At 47.9% G+C, this 26,991-nt stretch carries 22 protein-coding genes, 5 tRNA genes, 3 rRNA genes and 1 riboswitch; of the genes, 7 read left to right on the top strand and 23 right to left on the bottom strand.

Translation table 11 applies throughout. The features are described 5' to 3' along the window. Positions 1 to 186: 186 nt before the first annotated feature. Entirely contained in the window at positions 187 to 1,977 is a 1,791-nt protein-coding gene (locus tag ACYJZR_RS15130; protein WP_047734290.1) for an aminopeptidase P family protein, read from the top strand. A gap of 154 nt (positions 1,978 to 2,131) precedes the next feature. Here ACYJZR_RS15130 and thiH read toward each other — a convergent pair whose 3' ends face one another. From thiH to ACYJZR_RS15205, 15 genes are all read right to left on the bottom strand, one after another. Next, entirely contained in the window at positions 2,132 to 3,259 is a 1,128-nt protein-coding gene (gene thiH, locus ACYJZR_RS15135) for a 2-iminoacetate synthase ThiH (protein WP_017449534.1), read from the bottom strand. 15 nt (positions 3,260 to 3,274) lie between these two features. After that, on the bottom strand, positions 3,275 to 4,042 hold the full coding sequence (locus ACYJZR_RS15140; protein ID WP_025983445.1) for a thiazole synthase: 768 nt from the start codon (positions 4,040 to 4,042) through the stop codon (positions 3,275 to 3,277). A gap of 5 nt (positions 4,043 to 4,047) precedes the next feature. Continuing rightward, complete coding sequence (gene thiS, locus ACYJZR_RS15145) at positions 4,048 to 4,251, bottom strand: sulfur carrier protein ThiS (RefSeq protein ID WP_017449536.1); 204 nt, start codon at positions 4,249 to 4,251, stop codon at positions 4,048 to 4,050. A gap of 79 nt (positions 4,252 to 4,330) precedes the next feature. Continuing rightward, a complete protein-coding gene (gene thiF / locus ACYJZR_RS15150) occupies positions 4,331 to 5,113 on the bottom strand; it encodes a thiazole biosynthesis adenylyltransferase ThiF (protein ID WP_025523519.1) in 783 nt (260 codons plus the stop codon). Then, positions 5,103 to 6,437: a thiamine phosphate synthase gene (locus ACYJZR_RS15155; protein WP_406966463.1), complete on the bottom strand. Its 1,335-nt coding sequence runs from the start codon at positions 6,435 to 6,437 to the stop codon at positions 5,103 to 5,105. Before ACYJZR_RS15155 ends, thiF begins: the two co-directional genes overlap by 11 nt. Further along, complete coding sequence (gene thiC / locus ACYJZR_RS15160) at positions 6,437 to 8,377, bottom strand: phosphomethylpyrimidine synthase ThiC (RefSeq protein ID WP_005497360.1); 1,941 nt, start codon at positions 8,375 to 8,377, stop codon at positions 6,437 to 6,439. The genes ACYJZR_RS15155 and thiC overlap by 1 nt, the downstream gene beginning before the upstream one ends. Before the next feature lie 168 nt (positions 8,378 to 8,545). Then, a riboswitch (TPP riboswitch) is annotated at positions 8,546 to 8,644 on the bottom strand. A 61-nt stretch (positions 8,645 to 8,705) separates the two neighbouring features. Beyond that, the gene (gene crcB, locus ACYJZR_RS15165) at positions 8,706 to 9,089 is read right to left on the bottom strand and encodes a fluoride efflux transporter CrcB (protein ID WP_005497358.1); all 384 of its coding nucleotides are present in this window, start codon (positions 9,087 to 9,089) and stop codon (positions 8,706 to 8,708) included. Between the two features lie 289 nt (positions 9,090 to 9,378). After that, positions 9,379 to 9,455: transfer RNA gene (locus ACYJZR_RS15170), tRNA-Trp, on the bottom strand. A 68-nt stretch (positions 9,456 to 9,523) separates the two neighbouring features. Further along, a tRNA-Asp gene (locus ACYJZR_RS15175) sits at positions 9,524 to 9,600 on the bottom strand. A gap of 30 nt (positions 9,601 to 9,630) precedes the next feature. Beyond that, positions 9,631 to 9,746 (bottom strand): 5S ribosomal RNA (gene rrf / locus ACYJZR_RS15180). 91 nt (positions 9,747 to 9,837) lie between these two features. After that, positions 9,838 to 12,728 (bottom strand): 23S ribosomal RNA (locus ACYJZR_RS15185). A 319-nt stretch (positions 12,729 to 13,047) separates the two neighbouring features. Next, a tRNA-Val gene (locus ACYJZR_RS15190) sits at positions 13,048 to 13,123 on the bottom strand. A gap of 30 nt (positions 13,124 to 13,153) precedes the next feature. Then, positions 13,154 to 13,229, bottom strand: a tRNA-Lys gene (locus tag ACYJZR_RS15195). A gap of 2 nt (positions 13,230 to 13,231) precedes the next feature. Next, positions 13,232 to 13,307: transfer RNA gene (locus ACYJZR_RS15200), tRNA-Glu, on the bottom strand. An 89-nt stretch (positions 13,308 to 13,396) separates the two neighbouring features. After that, a 16S ribosomal RNA gene (locus tag ACYJZR_RS15205) occupies positions 13,397 to 14,949 on the bottom strand. The 16S, 23S and 5S rRNA genes sit together here with 5 tRNA genes alongside, the layout of an rRNA operon. A 496-nt stretch (positions 14,950 to 15,445) precedes the next feature. On the opposite strand from ACYJZR_RS15205, the gene ACYJZR_RS15210 reads away from it, so the two are divergent. Continuing rightward, positions 15,446 to 15,994, top strand: coding sequence for a gamma carbonic anhydrase family protein (locus ACYJZR_RS15210; RefSeq protein ID WP_005461433.1), 549 nt, complete (start codon positions 15,446 to 15,448; stop codon positions 15,992 to 15,994). A 7-nt stretch (positions 15,995 to 16,001) separates the two neighbouring features. On the opposite strand, the gene ACYJZR_RS15215 is transcribed toward ACYJZR_RS15210, so the two are convergent. The 4 genes from ACYJZR_RS15215 to ACYJZR_RS15230 form a co-directional block, all read right to left on the bottom strand. Further along, positions 16,002 to 16,265: a DUF1488 family protein gene (locus tag ACYJZR_RS15215; RefSeq protein WP_005461429.1), complete on the bottom strand. Its 264-nt coding sequence runs from the start codon at positions 16,263 to 16,265 to the stop codon at positions 16,002 to 16,004. 3 nt (positions 16,266 to 16,268) lie between these two features. Next, positions 16,269 to 17,102, bottom strand: a complete 834-nt coding sequence (gene aroE, locus ACYJZR_RS15220) for a shikimate dehydrogenase (protein ID WP_021483941.1) — start codon at positions 17,100 to 17,102, stop codon at positions 16,269 to 16,271. A gap of 101 nt (positions 17,103 to 17,203) precedes the next feature. Further along, complete coding sequence (gene hemF, locus ACYJZR_RS15225) at positions 17,204 to 18,121, bottom strand: oxygen-dependent coproporphyrinogen oxidase (RefSeq protein ID WP_021449063.1); 918 nt, start codon at positions 18,119 to 18,121, stop codon at positions 17,204 to 17,206. A 47-nt stretch (positions 18,122 to 18,168) separates the two neighbouring features. Further along, positions 18,169 to 18,726: an L-threonylcarbamoyladenylate synthase type 1 TsaC gene (locus ACYJZR_RS15230; RefSeq protein WP_015297509.1), complete on the bottom strand. Its 558-nt coding sequence runs from the start codon at positions 18,724 to 18,726 to the stop codon at positions 18,169 to 18,171. Between the two features lie 199 nt (positions 18,727 to 18,925). On the opposite strand from ACYJZR_RS15230, the gene purE reads away from it, so the two are divergent. After that, on the top strand, positions 18,926 to 19,411 hold the full coding sequence (gene purE, locus ACYJZR_RS15235) for a 5-(carboxyamino)imidazole ribonucleotide mutase (RefSeq protein ID WP_005394016.1): 486 nt from the start codon (positions 18,926 to 18,928) through the stop codon (positions 19,409 to 19,411). A gap of 4 nt (positions 19,412 to 19,415) precedes the next feature. Further along, complete coding sequence (locus ACYJZR_RS15240; protein WP_285331480.1) at positions 19,416 to 20,543, top strand: 5-(carboxyamino)imidazole ribonucleotide synthase; 1,128 nt, start codon at positions 19,416 to 19,418, stop codon at positions 20,541 to 20,543. Positions 20,544 to 20,612: 69 nt separating this feature from the next. Here ACYJZR_RS15240 and ACYJZR_RS15245 read toward each other — a convergent pair whose 3' ends face one another. The 4 genes from ACYJZR_RS15245 to ACYJZR_RS15260 form a co-directional block, all read right to left on the bottom strand. Beyond that, positions 20,613 to 21,182 (bottom strand): DNA topoisomerase family protein, encoded by a 570-nt coding sequence (locus ACYJZR_RS15245; protein ID WP_285331479.1) that lies wholly within the window; start codon positions 21,180 to 21,182, stop codon positions 20,613 to 20,615. Positions 21,183 to 21,260: 78 nt separating this feature from the next. Beyond that, positions 21,261 to 21,740 (bottom strand): DUF494 family protein, encoded by a 480-nt coding sequence (locus ACYJZR_RS15250; RefSeq protein ID WP_005461440.1) that lies wholly within the window; start codon positions 21,738 to 21,740, stop codon positions 21,261 to 21,263. Positions 21,741 to 21,742: 2 nt separating this feature from the next. After that, positions 21,743 to 22,855: a DNA-processing protein DprA gene (dprA, locus tag ACYJZR_RS15255; RefSeq protein WP_015297512.1), complete on the bottom strand. Its 1,113-nt coding sequence runs from the start codon at positions 22,853 to 22,855 to the stop codon at positions 21,743 to 21,745. Further along, the gene (locus ACYJZR_RS15260; protein ID WP_005461388.1) at positions 22,839 to 23,933 is read right to left on the bottom strand and encodes a LysM peptidoglycan-binding domain-containing protein; all 1,095 of its coding nucleotides are present in this window, start codon (positions 23,931 to 23,933) and stop codon (positions 22,839 to 22,841) included. Before ACYJZR_RS15260 ends, dprA begins: the two co-directional genes overlap by 17 nt. 138 nt (positions 23,934 to 24,071) lie before the next feature. Here ACYJZR_RS15260 and def point away from each other — a divergent pair, with 138 nt between their 5' ends. From def to rsmB, 3 genes are all read left to right on the top strand, one after another. Beyond that, on the top strand, positions 24,072 to 24,590 hold the full coding sequence (gene def / locus ACYJZR_RS15265) for a peptide deformylase (RefSeq protein ID WP_005461416.1): 519 nt from the start codon (positions 24,072 to 24,074) through the stop codon (positions 24,588 to 24,590). A 33-nt stretch (positions 24,591 to 24,623) separates the two neighbouring features. Next, a complete protein-coding gene (gene fmt, locus ACYJZR_RS15270) occupies positions 24,624 to 25,571 on the top strand; it encodes a methionyl-tRNA formyltransferase (RefSeq protein ID WP_025606610.1) in 948 nt (315 codons plus the stop codon). A gap of 80 nt (positions 25,572 to 25,651) precedes the next feature. Continuing rightward, complete coding sequence (gene rsmB, locus ACYJZR_RS15275; protein WP_021823166.1) at positions 25,652 to 26,935, top strand: 16S rRNA (cytosine(967)-C(5))-methyltransferase RsmB; 1,284 nt, start codon at positions 25,652 to 25,654, stop codon at positions 26,933 to 26,935. The last annotated feature ends 56 nt before the right edge of the window (positions 26,936 to 26,991 follow it).

Consider the following 26,991-nt stretch of genomic DNA (forward strand, 5'->3'; position numbering starts at 1 on the left):
TTTGCGCTTAGCGGTTAAAATGAGTAGCTTAACAGTCGATAGTCCTTTTTGGCTCATCTATGGCCTGTTGTACCCAGACTTAAACGTCATCTTGCTACGACGTTTAACTCAATCACTGCACGAAGCAGAAGGAAACAGCTCCCACACCTGAGCATGAAGGAGCGGTAATTTGAAGGAATAAAACAGATGCACAACGATACCCTAAGCCGCGTGAACGCAATTCGCGAATGGCTTGCTCAACACAACATTGATGCCCTACTGATCCCTCACGAAGATGAATACCTGGGTGAATATGTCCCTGCGCACAATGAACGCCTCCATTGGCTAACCGGATTCACAGGCTCTGCAGGCGCAGCCGTGATCACACAAGACAAAGCCGCGATTTTTGTTGATGGTCGCTATACAGTGCAAGTGACCAAACAAGTTCCTAACGAGTTGTTTGAATATCGCCACCTAATTGAAGAACCGGCATTGGATTGGATTCAAGACAATCTAACCGCAAATGCGTCCGTGGCTATCGACCCACGTATGCACAGTTCAGCTTGGCTAGATATGGCACAAGCAAAACTGGCCGGAAAACTTGAGCTAAACATTCTCTCCGGCAACCCAATTGATGAATTGTGGCATGACCGCCCTGCACCAGTGGTTTCTGACGTTCGCCTCATGCCAACAAAAGCCGTTGGTCAATCAAGCGAAAGTAAGCGTAAAGAGATCGCTCAACTGGTAGCAAAAGCCGGTGCAGACAGCGCAGTCATCACAGCGCTTGATTCTATTTGTTGGCTATTGAATGTACGTGGCTTGGATGTATCGCGTTTGCCAGTTTTACTCTCGCACGCGATTCTTCATGCCGACTCAAGTGTAGAGTACTTCCAAGATCCCGCTCGCTTACCTGCTGAATTTGCAGCGCATGTGGGTACTGGTGTGACGGTTCATCATCCAGAAGCACTTCAATCTCGCCTTGAAGCCATGTCTGGTAAAAAGGTATTGCTCGACCCAGCAATCAGTAACGCATGGTTTAAGTTAGTTCTGCAAAATGCAGGCGCATCGGTTATTGCTGCAGCCGATCCATGTTTAATGCCAAAAGCCGCGAAAAACGAAGTTGAGATTGCGGGCATGAAAGCCTGTCATATCCGCGACGGTGTAGCGATGAGCAAATTCCTTTGCTGGCTAGATGCCGAAGTGGCTGCTGGCAATCTTCATGATGAAGCGACACTGGCTGATCGCCTAGAAGCATTCCGTAAAGAAGACCCAACGCTGATGGATCTGAGCTTTGATACCATTTCTGCGGCAGGCGGCAATGCGGCTATGTGTCACTACAATCATGAGAACCAACCAGAGCCAGGTAAGCTAGAGCTGAATACGCTTTACCTTGTGGATTCAGGCGGTCAGTACCTAGATGGCACAACCGACATTACACGCACCATCGCGATTGGTCAGCCATCAGCAGAAATGATCAAGCAGTTCACTCTCGCGCTGAAAGGTCATATCGGTGTGGCACGTGCCCGCTTCCCGAAAGGTACTCGTGGTTACCAAATCGATACATTGGCTCGCCAACATCTTTGGGCCGAAGGTTATGACTACGACCACGGCACTGGCCACGGTGTAGGTCACTTTTTAAGTGTGCATGAAGGCCCGGCAAGTATCTCGAAGAAACAAATCGATGTGCCGCTAACTGAAGGCATGGTGCTATCAAACGAGCCAGGCTACTACCGTGCAGATGCGTTCGGTATCCGTATCGAGAACCTAGAGCTCGTAGTTGAAACACCGACTAACGGTGACTTCCCTGTTCTATCATTCGAATCATTGACGCGCTGTCCAATCGACAAACGCAATATCAATGTCGATATGCTGACTCGTCCAGAACTTGCTTGGTTGAACGACTACCATCAAAAAGTATGGGAACAAATCAGCCCGCTTGTTGAAGGCGAAGTAAAAGAATGGCTACGCGAAGCAACTCTGCCGTTGGCCCACTCTTAAACAAAAGTGCGAACATCTATTAAAGATAAAATAGAAAAGGCTCTCCACTTGGAGAGCCTTTTTTTAGGGCTAAATTCGTAAATCACATCCATGAAAATCAAAGCTAAGCGTTCATTCAATCACAATGTTTCACGTGAAACATGCCACGCCTCGGTTAACCTGAGTAAGCTGAGTGCCAATCACGCCAGACCGGATCGAAACCTTTCGCTCTGATCATGTCTTCTACCGATGCCGCGCTACGCTCGTCACTGATTTCGAACTGTTCCAGTTCCACCTCTTCGGTCGCATAACCACCGGGTTGTGTTTTCGATGCCGCAGACATACTCGTGATACCTAACGGTAATACATTGTCGCGAAACTGTGGTGATTCGCGCGTCGACAATGACAACTCCACTTCCGGATTAAACAGCCGGTAGGCGCAAATCAGTTGCACCAACTGCTTATCCGTCATGACAGATTTCGGTTGTAATCCCGACGCTGGTGCATTACCGGCACAAGGGCGTAAACGAGGAAAAGAAATCGAATAACGCGATTGCCAATAAGTACGCTCAAGGTAATCCAGATGAGCAGCAGCAAAAAAGCAGTCGGCGCGCCACTCTTCCAAACCAATCAAAGCGCCAATACCGATTTTGTCGATCCCCGCCTTTGCCAACCTATCAGGCGTTTCAAGCCGGTATCGGAAATCCATTTTATTGCCACGCAAATGATGCTGAGCATATGTTTTGGGATGATAGGTTTCTTGATACACCATCACCGCATCAAGGCCCAATGTTTTGAGCTCGGCGTATTCGTCCTGATTCAACGGTTGGACTTCCATCGCTAAATAGTTAAATCGCTGCTTGATAATTGGCACCATTTCGCGAAAGTATTTCATCCCAACTTTGGTCTCATGCTCACCCGTTACCAGTAACACGCTGTCGAACTTCATTCGCTTAATCGCATCAATCTCCGCCTCAACTTCGTCCCTATTCAGCGTTCTTCGCTTTATGCGGTTCTCCATAGAGAAGCCACAATAGGTACAAGCGTTGGCGCAAAGATTAGAGAGGTACAGCGGGATATACAGCGACATAGTGTTGCCAAAACGCTTACGCGTCAGCGAATAAGAAAGCTTTGCCATCTGCTCTAAGTACGGTTCAGCCGCAGGAGAAATCAACGCTTTAAAATCTTCCAAATCTCGTTTTGGTTTTGCTAGCGCCCTTTCCACATCCTGCGCCGTTTTAGCATAAATCGACATGGATATGTCATCCCAATCGAGCTGCTGAAAGCGATCATAAAAGCTCATATTGAACCCTCACTTCTACAGTTCATCGAGAAAAGCCGTTAGCGGACTGGAAGCAACGGCATGAGAAACTTTCCCTGCAAGCCCAGCTTCATAAGCCATACGACCTGACTCGACTGCCATCTTGAACGCTTTCGCCATCGCAACGGGATTACTTGCGGCAGCGATGGCCGTATTGACCAGCACGGCATCCGCGCCCATTTCCATCGCTCTTGCCGCATGTGAAGGCGCACCAATTCCCGCATCCACGACAACAGGTACGTTCGCTTGGCCAATAATGATTTCTAGAAAATCGTGCGAAGCGATACCTTTGTTCGAACCAATCGGCGCTCCCAATGGCATCACCGCAGCACAGCCAACTTCTTCCAGCCGTTTACATAAAACCGGATCAGCATGGCAATATGGCAACACAATAAAGCCATCTCGCACGAGCTGCTCGGCAGCGGCTAAGGTTTCTATCGGATCAGGCATTAAGTATTTTGGGTCGGGATGGATCTCCAATTTGACCCAATTTGTGCCCAACGCTTCGCGAGCAAGCTGCGCAGCAAAAACTGCATCTTTGGCATTTTTTGCGCCAGAGGTGTTCGGTAGCAAATTCACACCGGCGTGAATCAAAGGCTGTAAAATGTCATCTTGCTGATCATTCACATCCACACGTTTAAGCGCCATCGTGGCGAGCTGTGAACCTGAAACCTGGATGGCTTCAGCCATTAAACGGCTATTAGAAAACTTGCCTGTTCCGGTGAACAAACGTGATTGAAATTCTTTATCACCAATTTTCAGCATCGACATTATCCCCCTGCGATGGCTTGAAACAGAGAGATGCTATCTCCCTCAGAAAGTACCGTACTCGCCCATTCGCTACGCGGCACCACTTGATTATTAATGGCAAAAACACAGCCCATTTCAGGCAGAGAAAACTGTGTAATGATTTGCTGTAGGTTGGCTTTACACTCGACCTGCTGAGCTTGGTCGTTAATAGCGATAGTTATCACGCTACCTCTCTCCTTTGGCAAATGAACGTACAAACGAATTTGATGCGAATTGATTTGAAACTGTCATGGCGGTCATCTCTTAACTGCTCACTGGTGCAAGATTATTGTCACCACAAACCTGACATTGCTTGTCTTTGGTGATCGACATGGTCTGCCAGTTCATCCGCAGTCCATCAAAGAGGTGTAACTGACCACACTCAACATGAAAGCGATCTATCGCCAACTTTTGAATAGCAGCGAGAGCTTGGTAGTTCCCCAGAGTGCCCACCACAGGGCCGATAATGCCGGTTTCGCTGCACGTCATTGTTTGCTGCAATTCATCAAACGGATACAAGCATCGATAGCAGCCTGAATTTGATGGTTTGTCTGAGTAGTCAAAAACAGCAAACTGCCCTTGCCAACCAATCGCTGCCGCCGATATCAGAGGTGTATTTTGCTCATAACAAACTTGATTGATCAGCTGCCTCGTTGGCAGGTTGTCACTGCAATCCAACACCACATCCGCCAACATGACTTCGAGTTGTAACTGAGCTTGGTCGAGACGCTTGGTAATCGTGCGTACCTGAATCATTGAATTGAGATGACGAAGCTGCTGAGCCATCGCCTCGGTTTTCGCCAGTTCGATGTCGCCTTCACGATAGATAACCTGGCGCTGCAAATTGCTGCTGTCGACACGGTCATCATCAATCACAACCAATTTACCCACGCCAGCAGCCGCGAGATACAAACTTGCTGCACTACCCAACCCACCACAGCCGATGAGCAATACATGAGATTGACCAAGACGAGCTTGGCCCGATTCTCCGATTTCAGGTAACGAAACTTGACGCTGATAACGAATGAATTCTTGATCAGTAAGCACGATAGTCCTCCATGACCAATGACGTGCTCGTTGTGCTCATCAGTTGATCGAAAAACTCAATCACTTGTTTCGGCGATTCGGACAAGGTAATCGCACGAACCACCGCTAAACTGGACACGCCACATTGCCAAACTTGCTCTGCGTTTGATTGGTCAATGCCACCAATGGCCACAGTTGGATAGCCAACACTTTCACCATATGGAATGCTATCGATCAGCTTTTGATACAAAGCTAAGCGAACCAAACCTTGCGGTTTGGATTGCATTTGTTTGGTGGTGGTCGGAAAGATATGCCCCAGCGCAATGTAGCTTGGATTAATTTGGACGATACGCAGCAGTTCATAATAACCATGGGTTGATAGACCTAAGCAAATGCCTGCGGTGCTCAACTGACTCAAATTGGAATCTTCGATATCCTCTTGACCAAGATGAACCCCGAAAGCACCATGCTTGATGGCCAGTTGCCAATAATCATTAATAAAAACTTGAGCGTCATACTGACGACCGAGTTCAATTGCGCGTGCAATCTGCTGTTCTAAGTCTGGCTGATAGGGGTCTTTGATACGTAGTTGAATGGTGTTGATGCCCAATGGCAACAACCGTTCAATCCAACTGACGTCGTCCACGACCGGATAGAGCCCCAAACTCTGTTTGCTCAGATGAGGAAAGTTAACCGACTGTCCGTGTGATGACCAACCTACTTTGATGCCTAAACGACAATCTTCTAAGACTGGTGTAGGAAAATCAGCAAACTGAGACGCCCACTCCTGCTTAACCATTGTTTCACCATTAATGAGTGTTTCACGTGAAACATTCGTCATTGGGCGCGCTAAGGTTAAAGCATCTTCAATAGGGAAATCGAGAGCAAGCAGCGTTACTGTCCACGCTAAGTGTTGATCGGTTTGAAGAGTTGTAGTTCTAGAAGTAGAAGCAACTGACAGAGCTCTTATTTCATCATTAATCGGATGGCGCCAGATATCCAACACGTCCGCGCTTGTCGTTTCAACAGAATCATCGTGCTTAGACTCTACGTCTTCAATACCAATAAAAATGGCCGAGGATGGTTGTTGGCGACATTCTGAGACCGATAGACCTGATTTGTAGTAAAGCACAAAATCGGCAGTCTCTACTTCCTCACATACGTCAATCAGATCGGTACCTACACGAAAGGTATTTTGCCCAAGAACAAGTTGAATAAATTGAGTTGGGCTTACGCCCAACTCAATCTCATCAATACTAAAACCCTGTTCTTTCGCCAACAATAAGCACTGCTGAACAGATCCTGTCAGCGGAATTAACGACGACGGAATAAGGATTTTAGCCATTACTCATCCGCCTCGGCGTGCACGGCTGGGTGATAAAGCTCCGAGCCTGTCGCACGAAACTCTTCAGACTTCTTACGCATGCCTTCCAGCGGGTCATCTAACATCTTGATAGAAATCGCCTGATCCGCGGCAACTTGCTCTGTATCTTTGGCATACTCCCTGACTTCTTGAGAAATCTTCATTGAGCAGAATTTAGGGCCGCACATTGAGCAGAAGTGCGCTACTTTTCCAGACTCTTGCGGTAGCGTTTCATCATGAAATGCACGTGCCGTATCGGGGTCTAAAGCGAGGTTAAATTGGTCTTCCCAGCGGAATTCAAAACGCGCCTTTGATAAGGCATTGTCACGAACTTGTGCTCCCGGATGCCCTTTTGCTAAATCCGCAGCATGCGCAGCTAGCTTGTAGGTGATCATACCGGTTTTAACGTCTTCTTTATTTGGAAGCCCCAAGTGCTCCTTAGGGGTCACGTAACACAACATAGCGCAGCCATACCAACCAATCATCGCCGCGCCAATACCGGATGTAATATGGTCATAACCCGGAGCGATATCTGTCGTTAGAGGACCCAAGGTGTAGAACGGCGCTTCATGACAGTGTTCCAACTGTTGGTCCATATTCTCTTTGATCATGTGCATTGGAATATGGCCAGGGCCTTCAATGATGACCTGTACATCATATTCCCATGCGATTTTCGTCAACTCGCCGAGCGTACGCAGCTCTGCAAATTGCGCTTCATCGTTCGCGTCTGCAACCGAGCCAGGACGCAAGCCATCACCAAGAGATAGAGCGACATCGTACTTCGCACAAATTTCACAGATCTCGCGGAAATGGGTGTATAAGAAGCTTTCTTGGTGATGCGCTAGACACCACTTAGCGATAATCGAACCACCACGCGAAACAATCCCCGTCACTCGCTTCGCAGTCATTGGAACATAGCGAAGTAGTAAACCAGCATGGATAGTAAAGTAATCAACACCCTGCTCTGCTTGTTCGATTAACGTGTCGCGCATGACTTCCCAATTCAGGTTCTCAGCAATGCCATTTACTTTCTCCAAAGCCTGATACATAGGAACCGTACCAATTGGCACCGGGCTATTGCGTAAAATCCATTCGCGAGTTTCATGAATGTTACGGCCGGTAGAAAGGTCCATCACGGTATCGCCACCCCAGCGTGTCGCCCAGACAAGTTTTTCCACTTCTTCTTCGATTGAAGACGTGACCGATGAGTTACCAATATTGGCATTCACCTTAACTAAGAAGTTACGGCCAATAATCATTGGTTCAGATTCTGGATGATTGATATTCGAAGGAATGATGGCGCGACCTTCTGCGACTTCTTTACGAACGAATTCTGCAGTAATGTCTTTAGGTAGATTTGCACCGAAGCTTTGGCCGGGATGCTGCTGAGTCAGCACGTCATCGCGATATTTAGCGCGCCCCATGTTCTCACGCAGTGCAATGTATTCCATTTCCGGAGTAACAATGCCTTTGCGAGCATAGTGTAGTTGAGTGACGCATTTTCCGGCTTTAGCTCGTCGAATACGTGGTAAGTTGCCATAACGCAAATCATCTAAGGTTTCATCGTCAAGACGCTCTTTTGCGTAAACAGAGCTCACGTCTTCAAGGATTTCAGTATCATTGCGTTCTTCAATCCACCCTTCTCTAAGCTTTGGTAAGCCACTGTAAAGGTCGATAGCGTAATCTGGATCGGTATATACACCAGAGGTGTCATAAACACGTACAGGCTCATTCGGCTCAAAAATTGGAGCCTCTTTGGTGCCACCAATTAGGCTATCAGCCAAAGAAATTTCACGCATTGGCACTCGGATGTCAGGACGAGAACCCTCTACATACACTTTGGTTGAGTTTGGGTACGGCTGTACCGAGAGAGTATCAATAAACTGTTTTGCTTCCAGCCTCGCTTGTTTGCGACTCGACATAGCATTTTTCCTTGCTTGTTATTCTAGATAAAAAGTATTGGGATAAAAATGCTTGGCGGATAGATGCGACAAGAGGGGTCGAATTATGGACGATTAGAGTTCAGGTGCTCACTCTTTGTCTATTACTGCATTCGACGTTTTGATAGGTTAGCCAGACGTTGTCTGGTGTAGGTATCTTCTCTTGTTCCCTTCGCAGATATTAATCTGATCAGGTTCAACGGATCCCGAATTAACGGTCTCAGCCTTATGGCACTCCGACAAGTGAAGCCAGTATATAAAAACGGCTTGGTTAAACCAAGCCGACCTGATTACATTTTCGTTACTTTTGCTAGCTACGCATCAATAATTGGAAACCGATCCAAGCCGCCGAGATACTAAGAACAACATTCAATAAGATGTTTAAACCCATTTTAAAGAAAGCACCTTGCTGCATAAGCAGTACGTTATCCATAGAAAATGTTGAAAAGGTGGTAAGCGCACCAAGGAAGCCTAGGCCAATCACTTGTCTCCATGGTTCAGTTGCTAATATTTCACTTTCAAATGCAGCAATGAGCAACCCCATAATGAAAGAGCCAACAACGTTAACAGTCAGCGTACCGTAAGGAAAGCCCCGCCCGAAAAGTAAGACACAAAACTCAGACACTAAATATCGAGAACACGCACCGATTGCCCCACCGAGTGCGATAAAGCCTAAAATAGAAAACTGCCCCATAATTCCCCCAATAAGTTCTGATGATATTGTAATCAAAATCGCTCAGTCATCGGTAACACAATCTTAGAATTCGACAATATAATCGCTTTAAAACCACTAAAATATTTAAAAGTTACAGGAGTCACTTTTACATACGTTCCAAGCAATTTTTCATAGGAAGAACCCTTAGGGGAATTTGCGGTTTAGATAAACATATCTCGTTTAAGTACTACTTGAAGATAGAAAGATCTCTTCAGCTCAGATCTACAGATACAAAAAAGCCCCAGTCTTTCGACTGAGGCTTTAAATATGGCAGGGGTGGAGAGATTCGAACTCCCAACACGCGGATTTGGAATCCGCTGCTCTGCCAATTGGAGCTACACCCCTGTAGTATCTACAGTTTATCACATTGTAGATTCAAAAAAACCTCGCAAAAGCGAGGTCTTTGAAATAAGTGGCGGAGCGGACGGGACTCGAACCCGCGACCCCCGGCGTGACAGGCCGGTATTCTAACCAACTGAACTACCGCTCCGCACTGGTTAGACCTAAGTCTAAATTTAAAGCCTGGCGATGTCCTACTCTCACATGGGGAAACCCCACACTACCATCGGCGCTATTTCGTTTCACTTCTGAGTTCGGAATGGAGTCAGGTGGGTCCAAAACGCTATGGTCGCCAAGCAAATTCTTTAATTCGGAAAGCTGTTTTTGTGTTCTCTACACATTCAATTCTGTTCTTGCTTCGAGTCCATCAAAACCCCTTGGGTGTTGTATGGTTAAGCCTCACGGGCAATTAGTATCAGTTAGCTCAATGCCTCACAGCACTTACACACCTGACCTATCAACGTCGTAGTCTCCGACAACCCTTTAGGATACTTAAAGTATCAGGGAAGACTCATCTCAGGGCTCGCTTCCCGCTTAGATGCTTTCAGCGGTTATCGATTCCGAACTTAGCTACCGGGCAATGCGTCTGGCGACACAACCCGAACACCAGAGGTTCGTCCACTCCGGTCCTCTCGTACTAGGAGCAGCCCCCTTCAATCTTCCAACGCCCACGGCAGATAGGGACCGAACTGTCTCACGACGTTCTAAACCCAGCTCGCGTACCACTTTAAATGGCGAACAGCCATACCCTTGGGACCGACTTCAGCCCCAGGATGTGATGAGCCGACATCGAGGTGCCAAACACCGCCGTCGATATGAACTCTTGGGCGGTATCAGCCTGTTATCCCCGGAGTACCTTTTATCCGTTGAGCGATGGCCCTTCCATTCAGAACCACCGGATCACTATGACCTGCTTTCGCACCTGCTCGAATTGTCATTCTCGCAGTCAAGCGGGCTTATGCCATTGCACTAACCTCACGATGTCCAACCGTGATTAGCCCACCTTCGTGCTCCTCCGTTACTCTTTGGGAGGAGACCGCCCCAGTCAAACTACCCACCAGGCACTGTCCGCAACCCCGATTAGGGGTCGACGTTAGAACATCAACACTACAAGGGTGGTATTTCAAGGACGGCTCCACACATACTGGCGTACGTGCTTCAAAGCCTCCCACCTATCCTACACATGTAGGGTCAATGTTCAGTGCCAAGCTGTAGTAAAGGTTCACGGGGTCTTTCCGTCTAGCCGCGGGTACACTGCATCTTCACAGCGATTTCAATTTCACTGAGTCTCGGGTGGAGACAGCGTGGCCATCATTACGCCATTCGTGCAGGTCGGAACTTACCCGACAAGGAATTTCGCTACCTTAGGACCGTTATAGTTACGGCCGCCGTTTACCGGGGCTTCGATCAAGAGCTTCGACCGAAGTCTAACCCCATCAATTAACCTTCCGGCACCGGGCAGGCGTCACACCGTATACGTCATCTTACGATTTTGCACAGTGCTGTGTTTTTAATAAACAGTTGCAGCCACCTGGTATCTGCGACTCTCGTCAGCTCCATCCGCGAGGGACTTCACCATCAAGAGCGTACCTTCTCCCGAAGTTACGGTACCATTTTGCCTAGTTCCTTCACCCGAGTTCTCTCAAGCGCCTTGGTATTCTCTACCCGACCACCTGTGTCGGTTTGGGGTACGATTCCTTACAATCTGAAGCTTAGAGGCTTTTCCTGGAAGCATGGCATCAATGACTTCACACCCGTAGGTGCTCGACGTCGTGTCTCAGCCTTAAAAAGAGCCGGATTTACCTAACTCTTAAGCCTACGCACTTGAACCTGGACAACCGTCGCCAGGCCCACCTAGCCTTCTCCGTCCCCCCATCGCAATTGTAAGAAGTACGGGAATATTAACCCGTTTCCCATCGACTACGCCTTTCGGCCTCGCCTTAGGGGTCGACTTACCCTGCCCCGATTAACGTTGGACAGGAACCCTTGGTCTTCCGGCGAGGAGGTTTTTCACCCCCTTTATCGTTACTCATGTCAGCATTCGCACTTCTGATACGTCCAGCATGCGTTACCACACACCTTCAACCGCTTACAGAACGCTCCCCTACCCAATGTGCAAAAGCACATTGCCGCAGCTTCGGTTTACTACTTAGCCCCGTTACATCTTCCGCGCAGGCCGACTCGACCAGTGAGCTATTACGCTTTCTTTAAATGATGGCTGCTTCTAAGCCAACATCCTGGCTGTCTGAGCCTTCCCACATCGTTTCCCACTTAGTAGTAATTTGGGACCTTAGCTGGCGGTCTGGGTTGTTTCCCTCTCCACGACGGACGTTAGCACCCGCCGTGTGTCTCCCGGATAGTACTTACTGGTATTCGGAGTTTGCAAAGGGTTGGTAAGTCGGGATGACCCCCTAGCCTTAACAGTGCTCTACCCCCAGTAGTATTCGTCCGAGGCGCTACCTAAATAGCTTTCGGGGAGAACCAGCTATCTCCAGGTTTGATTGGCCTTTCACCCCTAGCCACAAGTCATCCGCTAATTTTTCAACATTAGTCGGTTCGGTCCTCCAGTTGATGTTACTCAACCTTCAACCTGCCCATGGCTAGATCACCTGGTTTCGGGTCTATATCCAGAGACTGAACGCCCAGTTAAGACTCGGTTTCCCTACGGCTCCCCTAGATGGTTAACCTTGCCACTGAATATAAGTCGCTGACCCATTATACAAAAGGTACGCAGTCACAGGACAAAGCCTGCTCCTACTGCTTGTACGTACACGGTTTCAGGTTCTATTTCACTCCCCTCACAGGGGTTCTTTTCGCCTTTCCCTCACGGTACTGGTTCACTATCGGTCAGTCAGTAGTATTTAGCCTTGGAGGATGGTCCCCCCATATTCAGACAGGATATCACGTGTCCCGCCCTACTCGATTTCACTGAACACACGTCGTCAACTACGGGACTATCACCCTGTATCGTCGGACTTTCCAGACCGTTCGTCTAACGCGTGTAAAGCTTAAGGGCTAGTCCAATTTCGCTCGCCGCTACTTTCGGAATCTCGGTTGATTTCTTTTCCTCGGGGTACTTAGATGTTTCAGTTCCCCCGGTTCGCCTCATTAACCTATGTATTCAGTTAATGATACTTACTTATGTAAGTGGGTTTCCCCATTCAGAAATCCCAGACTCAAATGGTTGTTACTACCTAATCTGGGCTTATCGCAAGTTACTACGTCTTTCATCGCCTCTGACTGCCAAGGCATCCACCGTGTACGCTTAGTCACTTAACCATACAACCCGAAGGAGTTTCGAGTTGATGAACAAGTCACCAAAGTTGTCTGCAATTTTTATACATGATGCAGACTCGATTTTGCCGGACTCAAATTCCAAGAACACTTGAATGTGTTATTTTGGTGTTTGTCATAAAGACAAACATTGAGAACTTTACAAACAACAATAAATTGTTGTTTTGTCAGCTTTCCAAATTGTTAAAGAGCAATGTTTCTTCACAAGGAAGTACATTTTCTAAAGACTTTCAGAGTCGAAGATTCTAACCACATACGTCTTACTGAAGTGGTTTGGAATTCCTATCCAAAAATACTTAGAGAATGGTGGGCGATACCGGGCTCGAACCAGTGACCCCCTGCTTGTAAGGCAGGTGCTCTCCCAACTGAGCTAATCGCCCACATAAGTTTTAATTCTTCGTGGAGAAGAATGGTGGGTCGTGCAGGATTCGAACCTGCGACCAATTGATTAAAAGTCAACTGCTCTACCAACTGAGCTAACGACCCAATGGTATCCCGTAGGGGAGTCGAACCCCTGTTACCGCCGTGAAAGGGCGGTGTCCTAGGCCTCTAGACGAACGGGACACTGGATTGAAGAGTTTGGGAACTCTTCTTCTCTTTACTTTATAAACCGTATCAATCTGTGTGGACACTCATCGTGAGTAATCATCGTTTAAGGAGGTGATCCAGCGCCAGGTTCCCCTAGCGCTACCTTGTTACGACTTCACCCCAGTCATGAACCACAAAGTGGTAAGCGTCCCCCCGAAGGTTAAACTACCTACTTCTTTTGCAGCCCACTCCCATGGTGTGACGGGCGGTGTGTACAAGGCCCGGGAACGTATTCACCGTGGCATTCTGATCCACGATTACTAGCGATTCCGACTTCATGGAGTCGAGTTGCAGACTCCAATCCGGACTACGACGCACTTTTTGGGATTCGCTCACTTTCGCAAGTTGGCTGCCCTCTGTATGCGCCATTGTAGCACGTGTGTAGCCCTACTCGTAAGGGCCATGATGACTTGACGTCGTCCCCACCTTCCTCCGGTTTATCACCGGCAGTCTCCCTGGAGTTCCCGACATTACTCGCTGGCAAACAAGGATAAGGGTTGCGCTCGTTGCGGGACTTAACCCAACATTTCACAACACGAGCTGACGACAGCCATGCAGCACCTGTCTCAGAGTTCCCGAAGGCACCAATCCATCTCTGGAAAGTTCTCTGGATGTCAAGAGTAGGTAAGGTTCTTCGCGTTGCATCGAATTAAACCACATGCTCCACCGCTTGTGCGGGCCCCCGTCAATTCATTTGAGTTTTAATCTTGCGACCGTACTCCCCAGGCGGTCTACTTAACGCGTTAGCTCCGAAAGCCACGGCTCAAGGCCACAACCTCCAAGTAGACATCGTTTACGGCGTGGACTACCAGGGTATCTAATCCTGTTTGCTCCCCACGCTTTCGCATCTGAGTGTCAGTATCTGTCCAGGGGGCCGCCTTCGCCACCGGTATTCCTTCAGATCTCTACGCATTTCACCGCTACACCTGAAATTCTACCCCCCTCTACAGTACTCTAGTCTGCCAGTTTCAAATGCAATTCCGAGGTTGAGCCCCGGGCTTTCACATCTGACTTAACAAACCACCTGCATGCGCTTTACGCCCAGTAATTCCGATTAACGCTCGCACCCTCCGTATTACCGCGGCTGCTGGCACGGAGTTAGCCGGTGCTTCTTCTGTCGCTAACGTCAAATAATGCAGCTATTAACTACACTACCTTCCTCACGACTGAAAGTGCTTTACAACCCGAAGGCCTTCTTCACACACGCGGCATGGCTGCATCAGGCTTGCGCCCATTGTGCAATATTCCCCACTGCTGCCTCCCGTAGGAGTCTGGACCGTGTCTCAGTTCCAGTGTGGCTGATCATCCTCTCAGACCAGCTAGGGATCGTCGCCTTGGTGAGCCCTTACCTCACCAACTAGCTAATCCCACCTAGGCATATCCTGACGCGAGAGGCCCGAAGGTCCCCCTCTTTGGCCCGTAGGCATCATGCGGTATTAGCCATCGTTTCCAATGGTTATCCCCCACATCAGGGCAATTTCCTAGGCATTACTCACCCGTCCGCCGCTCGACGCCGTTATCGTTCCCCGAAGGTTCAGATAACTCGTTTCCGCTCGACTTGCATGTGTTAGGCCTGCCGCCAGCGTTCAATCTGAGCCATGATCAAACTCTTCAATTTAAGATTTTGTTCGGCTCAATGAATACTGAACATTACATAAAGTAATGTTTGAATTGACTGTGCTGAATCCGAAGATTCAATGGTCACTTCGTTTCATTGAAACCTAATTTGATACCGAAGTATCGAATTGGATTATCATCAACGAGTGCCCACACAGATTGATAGGTCTATATTGTTAAAGAGCTTTTCCTGATGAGCTTTGCTCAAAACAGGACGGCCATTTTAGCGAGTTAAAGTTTAGTGTCAATCACTTTTTTCAAACTTTCTTCAAGCGTTTCCGCTTGGCTAATTTGGCTTGCTAACCTCGACTTCGTTTCTTTCGAAGCGTTGCCGTGTCAGCGAGGTGGCATTATAGAGATTGCGATCACATTGGCAAGCCCTTTTTCACGTTTTTTTTGATTTTTTTATCGTTTGGGTGTTTTTTATTCTAAAAGGCGAGTTTTCACTTCTATTCTACCTCCATGTCCCCTGTAATCACCCCTAATAAGGAGAAAAGATGAGCTCAATTAGAAGCTACAAAGGTATAAAGCCTCAACTTGGTGAGCGTGTTTACGTTGACTCAACCTCAGTGTTAGTCGGAGATATCCGTATTGGGGACGATTCTAGCATTTGGCCATTAGTAGCGGCACGAGGCGATGTGAACCACATTCACATTGGTGATCGAACGAATATTCAAGATGGCAGTGTTTTGCATGTCACCCATAAGAACTCTGAAAACCCAAACGGCTATCCACTTATTATTGGCAATGACGTTACGATTGGCCACAAAGTGATGCTGCACGGTTGTGAGATACACGATCGTGTTTTGGTTGGTATGGGGGCGATTGTTTTAGATGCTGTCGTTATTGAATCAGAGGTGATGATTGGAGCGGGCAGTTTAGTACCGCCAGGAAAGAGATTAGAAAGCGGTTATCTTTATGTCGGTAGTCCAGTAAAACAAGCTCGCCCTCTATCAGAGACAGAACGAGCTTTTTTGCAAAAGTCTGCCAATAACTATGTTCAAAACAAAAACGACTACTTACATGAAGTAGAAGACTTGAACTAAAGGTCTGTTAGCCGATGATAATATGGCCTTCTTCGTTGAAGGCTTCATCTTCTATTAGCTCTTCTGCTATTTCTTCCAGATCAAATCGGTAGTCAATAAAAGCAGAGATCACGGCCTGCTCCGTATCTAACTCTGAGCCAGATAACTTTTCTAACTTTTGTTTCGTCACAAAGCATTCTATTAGCGCACCAGATTGTTGCGCCGCAAAGTTTACTGATTGTGATACTTCATCCCATGATTGCATGTCTGGGAATAAAATGGATTGATTCATCGCTTATTGACCTTCAAGGTTCTTTCTTAATTCACGCAAAATCTGTTTGGCCCCAGGACGAAGACCGCGCCATAACATAAAACTCTCAGCAGCTTGGCCAACTAACATACCTAAACCATCATAAGCATGTGCCGCACCGTGTTGCTTAGCCCATTGGTTAAATGTGGTATCACCTTTGCCATACATCATGTCGTAGCTTGTACTATTGGCGGCGAACACCGAGGAAGAGATCGCAGGTAACTCACCACTCAATGATGCAGACGTAGAGTTGATTATGATATCGAACTCTTCAGCAACGGTATTCATCTCTTTTGCTGTAACAGGGCCATACACAGAAAACAATTCTGCCAATTCTTCGGCTTTGGAAAATGTACGATTAGTTATCGTTAGAGATGTTGGTTTTTGATCGAGCAATGGTTTAATCACTCCTCGAGCGGCACCACCAGCTCCTATGATCAGGATGCGGGCGCCTTCTAAAACGACTTGATGTTGCAACAAGTCCTGCACTAAGCCTGCACCATCAGTGTTATCACCAATGATTTCACCATCATCAAGCTTCTTAAGTGTATTCACTGCTCCAGCAAGCTGAGCACGCTCGGTCAAACGGCTGGCAAATTGATAGGCGTCTTCTTTAAAAGGCAAGGTCACGTTACAGCCTTTGCCGCCGTCAGCAAAAAATGCTTTCGCCGCCTCGATAAATCCACCCACAGGCGCACATTCTGCGGTGTATGTTAGGGACTGATTAGTTTGACGAGCAAAGAGTGTATGGATAAATGGCGACTTGCTGTGCCCGATAGGGTTACCAAACACGGCGTAACGATCGATTTGCGGGGTCATGTCCTTACCTTTATTCCTTACTTAGATATAGAGAAAACAGGGCCATCTGATTACAGATGACCCTATCATTATCTATCTATATAGAAAAGGAGATTCCGTGCTTACCATTCGCGAGGTTTCAGGTATCGCTCGTAAAGTTCGGCTTCAGGCGTTCCTGCTTCTGGTTCGTAGCAGTACTCCCAGCGCGCTAACGGCGGCATCGACATCAGAATCGACTCGGTACGCCCACCACTTTGTAAACCGAATAAAGTGCCACGGTCGTACACTAAGTTGAACTCAACATAACGACCACGACGGTAAAGTTGGAATTCACGTTCACGCTCGCCATATTCGATGTCTTTACGACGAGACACAATCGGCAAGTAAGCTTGGCAATAGCCTTCACCCACCGCTTTGATGTAATCAAAACACTTATCAAACTCCCAGTGATTCAAATCATCAAAGAACAAACCACCGACACCACGAGTTTCGTTTCGATGTGGCAAGAAGAAGTACTTATCACACCACGCTTTGTGCTCGGCATACACATCTTCACCAAATGGGGCACAGATGGCCTTAGCTGTGTCGTGCCATGACTGACAATCTTCTTCGAAAGGATAGAAAGGAGTCAGGTCGAAACCACCACCAAACCACCAAATTGGCTCTTCGCCCTCTTTCTCTGCGATAAAGAAACGTACATTCGCATGAGAAGTTGGGACGTAAGGGTTTTTGGGATGGATAACCAAAGAGACCCCCATCGCTTCAAAGCGGCGACCAGCTAGCTCCGGACGATGAGCCGTCGCAGATGCTGGCATTTCTTTCCCTTCCACATGCGAGAAGTTCACCCCACCTTGCTCGAAAACAAGACCATCACGCAGAACACGTGAGCGCCCACCGCCACCAAGACGTTCGCCCGGTTCACGATGCCATGCATCTTCGACAAAGACGGCCTTTCCATCTTCTTGTTCTAACTGCTGACAAATGGAGTCCTGAAGTGACATCAGGAACTGCTTTACGGCGTACTTATCGATTGCTGACATACGTTATTACCTATTACGTGATACCTATTGATGGCTGGCAAGCAGGGTTAGCCCTGTCTTAATATTTGTGAAGTTTTGGCGTCACGAATCTCGCTGGGTTTATCACGGCCGCTGGTTTCACCACGAAGAATGGCCACCAGCTTGTCACCTAATTGCTGCTCTACCTCTTCCGTGGTCATACACGGTGGCAAGCCGGAAAGATTCGCGCTGGTAGAGGTTAACGGCTTTCCGAATGCATTACACATCTTTTGAACCAAAGGATGATCAGTCACACGAACTGCAATTGAATCAAACTGTCCTGAAACCCAGTTGGAGACTTTATCGCTCGCTGGCATGATCCAAGTGTATGGGCCAGGCCAAGTTGCATGAACGGTCGCTAATTGTTCTGGAGTCAGTTGAGATTCATCAATATACGGCAAGAGCTGCTCATAACTTGCGGCGATCAGAATCAGCCCTTTTTCCACCGGACGCTGCTTGAGATCCAGCAGTTTTTGAATTGCTTCTGGGTTATCTGGATCGCATCCGACACCAAAAACCCCTTCTGTTGGGTAGGCAATCACTTCGCCTTGTTGTAGTGCGTTGAGCACTTGTTCAAAGTTATCCACCGATTACTTCCTGATTGTCTGACTGTATTATTTTCACTAAGTGTACAAATATTCATTCTCAGACACTAAAGCAATTTTTTTATAAAATGTATCAATAGCGTCAACAACAAGACGCAAACGTTTGCTTGAGATAAAAATCCCCGTATAATGCGCACAAATTTATCAGCTCACCTAATTTTGCAGCTTGAAGGAGTTTGAGATGAAAGTCGGTATCATCATGGGTTCTAAATCCGATTGGCCAACCATGAAACTAGCAGCAGACATGCTGGATCAATTTGGCGTGTCTTACGAAACAAAGGTGGTGTCAGCTCACCGTACTCCTCAACTATTAGCCGATTACGCTAGCAGCGCGAAAGAACGCGGCATCAAAGTGATCATCGCAGGTGCCGGTGGTGCAGCTCACCTACCAGGAATGGCGGCAGCCTTCACCAGTTTGCCTGTACTTGGCGTTCCGGTTCAATCTCGCGCTCTAAAAGGCATGGACTCTTTGCTATCTATTGTACAAATGCCAAAAGGCATTGCAGTCGGCACGTTAGCGATTGGCGAAGCGGGCGCTGCAAACGCGGGCATCTTAGCGGCACAAATCCTAGGTACTCATGACGAAAGCATCATGGCGAAGGTAGAAGCGTTCCGCAATGAACAGACGGAAACCGTACTGGCTAACCCAAATCCAGCTGAGGATTAATCAGATGCATGTACTGGTTCTCGGATCAGGTCAGTTGGCTCGCATGATGTCTCTGGCTGGTGCACCACTGAACATCCAAATCTCGGCTTACGATGTCGGTAGCGGTAACGTTGTCCATCCTCTTACCCAACAGGTGCTTGGTCATGGTTTGGAAAATGCCATTGAACAAGTGGATGCGATCACCGCAGAATTCGAACATATACCTCACGATGTACTCGACATCTGTGAATTAAGTGGCAAGTTCCTCCCTAGTACCGCAGCCATCAAAGCAGGCGGTGACCGCCGTGTTGAAAAAGCGCTACTCGATAATGCTGGTGTGCGTAATGCAAAGTACTACGTGATTGAGACACGTGAAGATTTTGAACGCGCAATTGAACATGTTGGCATGCCTATGGTGCTGAAAAGTGCATTGGGTGGTTACGATGGTAAAGGCCAATGGCGCTTGAAAGAAGCGGCTCAGATCGAGACGATCTGGGCAGAAATGGCGGAGTGCATTGCAGCAACACCAACTCAAGCCATTGTGGCTGAGGAGTTTGTGCCATTTAATCGTGAAGTCTCTTTAGTTGGTGCGCGTGGCAAAGACGGCAGTGTTGAGGTTTACCCTCTAGCAGAAAACGTTCATACCAATGGCATATTGAGCTTATCCACCGCAATTGATGCGCCAGAGCTGCAAGCCCAAGCCAAACAGATGTTCACGGCCGTCGCAGATAGCCTAGATTACGTTGGCGTATTAGCGCTCGAATTCTTTGATGTCGAGGGCACACTGTTAGTCAATGAGATTGCCCCACGCGTGCACAACTCCGGTCACTGGACACAGCAAGGTGCGGAAACTTGTCAGTTTGAAAACCATCTGCGCGCCGTGTGCGGCTTGCCGTTAGGCAGCACCAAACTGATTCGCGAAACCTCAATGGTGAATATTCTTGGTGAAGATACGTTACCAGAAGCATTGCTCGCCATGGATGGTTGTCACATCCATTGGTACGGCAAAGAGAAACGTGAAGGACGCAAAATGGGTCACATCAACGTATGCGGTGACTACCCAGGAGAATTGCACCGTAGATTGTGCGCTCTCGCGGATGTCTTAGATCCAATGGCATTCCCAGCCGTGCACGAGTTTGCGAAACAAGCATAACGCTAAAATCTAGCCCCAAAAACCACAAAGGGTCGCACGATGCGACCCTTTTTAATTCCTTTGATGTATTTACCCTTGTTGGGTGTGCTGGCACTTACGGTTGGCACATTGCAATTTCACACCACTGGCGAGTTTCTTCTCCACCAACAAAGTAAAACCACATTCTTCGCATCTCCCTTTAACCGGAGGGAGATTAACTGCAAATTTGCATTTAGGGTAGTTATCACATGCGTAGAAAGTTTTACCAAAGCGCGTTTTACGCTCAACTAAATGACCTTTACCACATTCAGGACACGCGTGTTGCTCTTGCGGCTGCTTTTCTGGCTCAGGTTGATTAATCGACTCAATATGATGGCACGCCGGATAGTTACTGCAACCAACAAACATGCCATAACGCCCTTGGCGTAATACCAACTCGTTACCACAATTTGGACAAGGAACGCCAAGCTCTTTGACGATGTGTCCATCATTGTTGTGCAGGGCTTTGATGTAATCACAGCTTGGGTAGTGGCTACAGCCAAGAAAGGGGCCGTGTTTGCCATGTTTGAGGGTCAACTCGCTGCCACATTTAGGACACGGCTCGTGTTCCAATGCGTGTTCATGGGCAGAGAAAAGGGTGTTGTCGATTTTACTACTCATACTTACCGTTTCGTGAAAAACACACCAAAAGACAAGCTCGCGTTCTTGCTAGCTAAACCCGAACTTGCCTAGATTGGGTTAGTGAAGAATCCCTTGTTCCTTGGTGTACAACAGCTCTTCCATTAGCGTATAAGCGTTTTCATTACCAGGCACATTAAACAGCACCATCAAAATGATCCATTTGAGGTCTTCAAGCTCAAACTCGCTCGTTTCTAGACCCATCACTCGGTCAATCACCATTTCACGAGTTTCTGTCGTCAATACATTGATTTGCTCAAGGAACAATAAAAAACCTCGGCACTCCAAATCCAAACGCTGCATCTCTTTTGCAGTGTAGATACGAGTCGATGATGACGCGATACAAGCCGAAATCGCAGAAGATGTATCACTTTGCTGCAGCGCTGCGAGCTCTTCTAACCAGACAAGGGCTTTGTAGATATCTTTTTGTTGGAAGCCTGCGCGAAGCAATTCTTCTTCCAACTCGTCTTGTTCGACCTGTAACTCTGCATCGCTATGGATGTAGGTTTCGAATAGATACATCAGTATATCCATCATCATAGCTAGCCCCTCCCCTTTCGAATATAGCCACCTGAAACCGCAACAACATGCCCAGAGAGCTCAAGCTCTAAGAGCTGCATCATGACTTCTTGGACAGGTATATTGGTCCTGTTTGCAAGAATATCAACCGGTGTAGCTTCACTTCCTACGTTAGCTAACAGCTGAGGAAATGGCAATTCTTCTTCATCATTTAACGTAGAAAATAAATCGATACTTTGATTAACAGACCAATCGAGTAAAGACTGTATTTCATCGAGGATATCTTGGGTTTTCTCTACGAGGCAGGCACCGTTGCGAATCAATTGGTTACCACCACTAGCATTGCGAGCATTAATTGAGGCCGGCAGCGCAAACACTTCTCGCCCTTGCTCAAGGGCATAACGCGCGGTAATAAGCGAGCCACTTTTCTCGGCCGCTTCCACCACTAACACACCTAACGATAAGCCGCTAATGATACGGTTTCGACGCGGAAAATTTTCTGCTCGAGGCTTGGCATTGGGACGAAACTCAGAAACCAGTGCGCCATTCTCTGTTACTCGCTGCGCTAAACTACGATGACGAGCAGGATAAATATGTTCTAAACCAGACCCGAGCACAGCTATCGTCTTACCACCCGCTTGTAGCGCACCATCATGAGCATGGCCATCAATCCCAAGCGCTAAGCCGCTAGTGACAATCAATTCTTGCTGAGCCAACTCTGCCGCAAATTGACGTGCATGGTGTAAACCATCAAAACTGGCGTTACGGCTGCCCACCATGGCAATTTGTGGTTGCGATAAAAAGGTAGGATTCCCCTCAACAAATAACAACGGAGGCGGAGCGACAACTTGCTTGAGTAAAGGGGGATATAAAGGATCGGCCAGCGTCAGAATGTGATGATTTGTAGAAGTGGCTAGCCACGTTAAACAAGCATCGACCTCTTTATCGGCCGAAGCCCAAGCTTGCAACTGTTTGTTCGTCAAACCCAATTGATAGAGCTGTTCAGAAGAGAAATTGATGATATTGCGAGGCGTATCTTTGGCGAGCAGCTTATTCATTTTGACCCCACCGATGCCTGGCAAGCAACTCAGCTTAAGCCAGGCAGCAAGGTCACTGTCGTTATTGCGTGGTTTCATTGGTGGTCGACTCTTGCGTCAGAGGCGAAACCACAGAGACCTCTTTATTGATGGGTTTAGTGCTGGTTGTGATCAACGCCAAGCTAAAGTACTCATAAGGACGAATGACCAGCAACTCGCCAACCTTGCTTTGAGGTAAGGTTATTTTCTTATCGAGAACACCAAACTCTTTCTTGAATTCATCGCCATCTTTGTAAACCGGATGCGCGTCTTCTTTTAAATCAAACACACTGCCTTGTTTCAGACTGTCAGACGTACCTTTATCAATCACCACGACTTGGTTGGTTGAGCTAAAGCGAATACCTTCGATATTGCCTAGCAACTTTGCAGAACTGCCTTGTGGCGACGGCATAGGGTAGAACGTTGTTGTGAAGTCAGTGTTCTCAACCGATTGATTTGGCAACGCGATATCGTTGCGCAGGATTTCTTGCAATTGAGACGTGATCTTCAAACCAGAATAATCGCTCGAAGCTTCAACGAGTTCGCCTTTGGCAATCAAACGCAGCGCAGTGATCTCTTTAGACACATCGTCACGCGAAAAGGTTTCTACCGGTCGGTAAATAGCCCAGCCTGTAGCGGTCTGCTTGCCATCGATGTACAGCACATCTTCTGCCGTCAGATACTTACTGCCTTTGCTGCTGCCCATCACTTTTGCAGCATTGTTCAACGCATCTTGATCCAGCAACCGATCCGATTTGAGATACGGCATCACCAAACCTTCCGCTACCGTTGGTACGGCTTTCTTTTCTGTGATGCGTGCTTTCGGGCTCAGCTTCTTAACCGGTTTTAGGCTCAGCACGGGCTGACCGTTAATCCACACCAAAGACAGCTTATCTCCGGGATAAATTAAATGAGGGTTATCGATGTCTGGATTGACTTGCCACAAACGAGGCCACAACCACGGGCTATCTAAGTACATGGCCGAAATATCCCATAGCGTATCGCCCTTCACGACTACATACGTTTGTGGCGCATCATCTTTAACAGTCAGTGGTTTAGCATCCACATTTGCTACAGCGTTGAAAGAGAAAAGTAACGGCAACGTAACACTGGCAACGTTGCGGAAAATTCGATTCATGACCCTCGTCCTTGGTCTGTTAAGCAGGAACCAGAATGGAAATTGGTGCAAGGATGCTGTCATTTAGGCCATAAAATGTCTAGAATTGAGCCAACAAGGTTTGTGCTGTTTCGGCACAGTTCAATATTTCGAGTGAATATGTCTGTATTACAAGTATTAACATTCCCAGATGATCGCCTGCGCACGGTCGCGAAGCCTGTTGACGCGGTGACTCCTGAGATTCAAAAAATCGTCGATGACATGATTGAAACCATGTACGACGAAGAAGGTATTGGCCTTGCTGCAACGCAGGTTGATATCCACAAACGTATCGTAGTGATTGATATTTCAGAAACTCGCGATGAGCCGATGGTGCTAATCAACCCTGAGATTCTGGAAAAGCGTGGCGAAGATGGCATCGAAGAAGGCTGTCTGTCGGTACCAGGTGCACGCGCACTTGTGCCTCGCGCTGCAGAAGTTACCGTTAAAGCACTGGATCGTGATGGCAAAGAGTTCACCTTTGAAGCCGACGACCTGCTAGCGATTTGTGTTCAACACGAGCTTGATCACCTACAAGGTAAGCTATTCGTGGATTACCTATCACCACTGAAACGCAAACGCATTCAGGACAAGCTAGCAAAAATCAAACGCTTTAACGAGAAGCAGCAAAACGCTTAATCTCGAACCATACCAATTAGAAGGAAGTCTACCTTGAGTCAGTCTTTACGTATTGTCTTTGCAGGTACTCCGGATTTCGCCGCCCGTCACTTGGCGGCGTTGTTGTCTTCGGAGCATGAAGTCATCGCGGTTTACACAAACCCAGATCGTCCAGCGGGTCGTGGCAAGAAATTGGCTGCGCCACCGGTAAAACAACTGGCGCTGGAACACAACATCCCGGTTTACCAACCTGAAAGCTTTAAGTCCGACGAAGCGAAACAAGAACTTGCCGACCTGAACGCCGATCTCATGGTTGTCGTGGCATACGGTATGCTACTGCCACAAGCGGTTCTTGATACCCCTAAACTGGGTTGTATCAACGTACATGGTTCTATCCTACCTCGTTGGCGTGGTGCGGCTCCAATCCAACGCTCTATTTGGGCGGGCGATGCAGAAACTGGCGTGACCATTATGCAGATGGACATCGGTCTCGACACTGGTGATATGCTGAAGATTGCAACTCTGCCAATCGAAGCGACAGATACCAGCGCTTCAATGTACGAAAAATTGGCTGAGCTTGGTCCAGAAGCCCTGATTGACTGCCTAGCAGACATTGCTGCGGGTAAAGCAGTGCCAGTGAAGCAAGACGATGAGCTAGCGAACTATGCGAAAAAACTCAGCAAAGAAGAAGCACGCATCAACTGGAACGACGATGCGGCGCACATTGAGCGCTGCGTTCGTGCATTTAACCCATGGCCAATGAGCCACTTTGAGGCGGCAGAAAACAGCATCAAAGTATGGCAAAGCCGTGTGGCAGAGCAAACCAGTGACAAGCCAGCCGGCACCATCGTGCAAGCAGATAAAACCGGTATCTATGTTGTGACAGGCAACGGTGTACTGGTGCTAGAGCAACTGCAAGTTCCTGGCAAAAAAGCCATGTCAGTTCAGGATATTCTGAACTCACGTGCTGCTTGGTTTGAAGTCGGCACTCTGCTGGTTTAAGCCATACTAGGGGTTATTATCCCCAATAATACGAACTTTTAGAGGGCAGAGATGCCCTCCTTTACTTTAAGGTACTCATCATGAATGTTCGCGCTGCGGCTGCTAACGTCCTGTATCTTGTCGTCGACAAGGGCCACTCACTTTCAAGCGCTCTTCCAGCGGCTCAACAAACGGTACGACCTCGTGACCACGCTCTGCTACAAGAGATCTGTTACGGTGCGCTACGTTACCTACCTCGCCTAGAAATGATCGCAAACCAGTTGATGGATAAGCCGCTCAAAGGCAAACAACGTGTATTCCATCACCTAATTCTGGTTGGCATTTACCAACTGAGCTTCATGCGTATTCCTGCGCACGCAGCAGTCGGTGAAACGGTTGAAGGCACTAAAGAGCTGAAAGGTCCTCGTCTGCGTGGTTTGATTAACGCTGTACTGCGTAACTACCAACGCAACCAAGAAGAACTCGACCAAATGGCCGTCAGCAACAACGCTGGCAAGTACGGTCACCCAAGCTGGTTACTAAAACTGCTGCAAGAGGCCTATCCACAGCAATGGGAAAGCATTGTTGAAGCGAACAACCAAAAAGCACCAATGTGGCTGCGTGTGAACCATCAACACCACACTCGTGATGAATACCTTGCGCTACTCAAAAATGAAAACATTGATAGCACGCCACACACAGAAGCAATGGACGCCATAAAATTGGCCGCACCATGTGACGTGATAAAGCTACCTGGCTTTGATAAAGGTTGGGTTTCGGTACAAGATGCGGCGGCGCAGCTCTCGATCAACTACCTAAAACCACAAGACGGCGAACTGATTTTAGATTGCTGTGCAGCGCCAGGTGGCAAAACTGCGCACATTCTAGAGCGCACGTCGGGCAGTGAAGTGGTCGCGATTGACTGCGACGACACACGCTTGAAACGTGTGCATGAAAACCTGAAGCGTCTCAACCTTCAGGCAAAAGTGGTTTGCGGTGATGCGCGTAATCCACAAGAATGGTGGCAAGGCGAGCAATTTGATCGCATTTTGCTGGATGCCCCATGTTCTGCGACTGGCGTGATTCGTCGTCACCCAGACATCAAATGGCTACGTCGTGCAGACGACATCGCCGCATTAGCAGAGCTACAAAGTGAAATTTTTGATGCCATGTGGACGCAACTGAAACCCGGCGGCACAATGGTTTACGCGACTTGTTCAATCACACCGCAAGAAAACGTGGAGCAAGTAAAAGCGTTTTTAGCACGTACCGCGGATGTGCAACTGCTGGATTCTGATCCCGACCAGCCTGGTCGTCAAATTCTACCAGGCGAAGAAGATATGGATGGTTTCTACTACGCAGTGCTAACAAAAACACGCGCGTAACAGCATGCTAAATAGGGCGATTGGAGTGATTTCAATCGCCTTTTTCAGATAACGAG

The organism is Vibrio sp. RC2502 (genome assembly GCF_054850435.1).

What these genes read in the sequence shown, in the direction of transcription:
- ACYJZR_RS15130 (WP_047734290.1), top strand. Translation starts at nt 187, where the DNA reads ATGCACAACGATACCCTAAGCCGCGTGAACGCAATTCGCGAATGGCTT.
- thiH (WP_017449534.1), bottom strand. Translation starts at nt 3,259, where the DNA reads ATGAGCTTTTATGATCGCTTTCAGCAGCTCGATTGGGATGACATATCC.
- ACYJZR_RS15140 (WP_025983445.1), bottom strand. Translation starts at nt 4,042, where the DNA reads ATGCTGAAAATTGGTGATAAAGAATTTCAATCACGTTTGTTCACCGGA.
- ACYJZR_RS15155 (WP_406966463.1), bottom strand. Translation starts at nt 6,437, where the DNA reads ATGGCTAAAATCCTTATTCCGTCGTCGTTAATTCCGCTGACAGGATCT.
- thiC (WP_005497360.1), bottom strand. Translation starts at nt 8,377, where the DNA reads ATGTCGAGTCGCAAACAAGCGAGGCTGGAAGCAAAACAGTTTATTGAT.
- crcB (WP_005497358.1), bottom strand. Translation starts at nt 9,089, where the DNA reads ATGGGGCAGTTTTCTATTTTAGGCTTTATCGCACTCGGTGGGGCAATC.
- ACYJZR_RS15210 (WP_005461433.1), top strand. Translation starts at nt 15,446, where the DNA reads ATGAGCTCAATTAGAAGCTACAAAGGTATAAAGCCTCAACTTGGTGAG.
- ACYJZR_RS15215 (WP_005461429.1), bottom strand. Translation starts at nt 16,265, where the DNA reads ATGAATCAATCCATTTTATTCCCAGACATGCAATCATGGGATGAAGTA.
- aroE (WP_021483941.1), bottom strand. Translation starts at nt 17,102, where the DNA reads ATGACCCCGCAAATCGATCGTTACGCCGTGTTTGGTAACCCTATCGGG.
- hemF (WP_021449063.1), bottom strand. Translation starts at nt 18,121, where the DNA reads ATGTCAGCAATCGATAAGTACGCCGTAAAGCAGTTCCTGATGTCACTT.
- purE (WP_005394016.1), top strand. Translation starts at nt 18,926, where the DNA reads ATGAAAGTCGGTATCATCATGGGTTCTAAATCCGATTGGCCAACCATG.
- ACYJZR_RS15240 (WP_285331480.1), top strand. Translation starts at nt 19,416, where the DNA reads ATGCATGTACTGGTTCTCGGATCAGGTCAGTTGGCTCGCATGATGTCT.
- ACYJZR_RS15245 (WP_285331479.1), bottom strand. Translation starts at nt 21,182, where the DNA reads ATGAGTAGTAAAATCGACAACACCCTTTTCTCTGCCCATGAACACGCA.
- ACYJZR_RS15250 (WP_005461440.1), bottom strand. Translation starts at nt 21,740, where the DNA reads ATGATGATGGATATACTGATGTATCTATTCGAAACCTACATCCATAGC.
- dprA (WP_015297512.1), bottom strand. Translation starts at nt 22,855, where the DNA reads ATGAAACCACGCAATAACGACAGTGACCTTGCTGCCTGGCTTAAGCTG.
- ACYJZR_RS15260 (WP_005461388.1), bottom strand. Translation starts at nt 23,933, where the DNA reads ATGAATCGAATTTTCCGCAACGTTGCCAGTGTTACGTTGCCGTTACTT.
- def (WP_005461416.1), top strand. Translation starts at nt 24,072, where the DNA reads ATGTCTGTATTACAAGTATTAACATTCCCAGATGATCGCCTGCGCACG.
- rsmB (WP_021823166.1), top strand. Translation starts at nt 25,652, where the DNA reads ATGAATGTTCGCGCTGCGGCTGCTAACGTCCTGTATCTTGTCGTCGAC.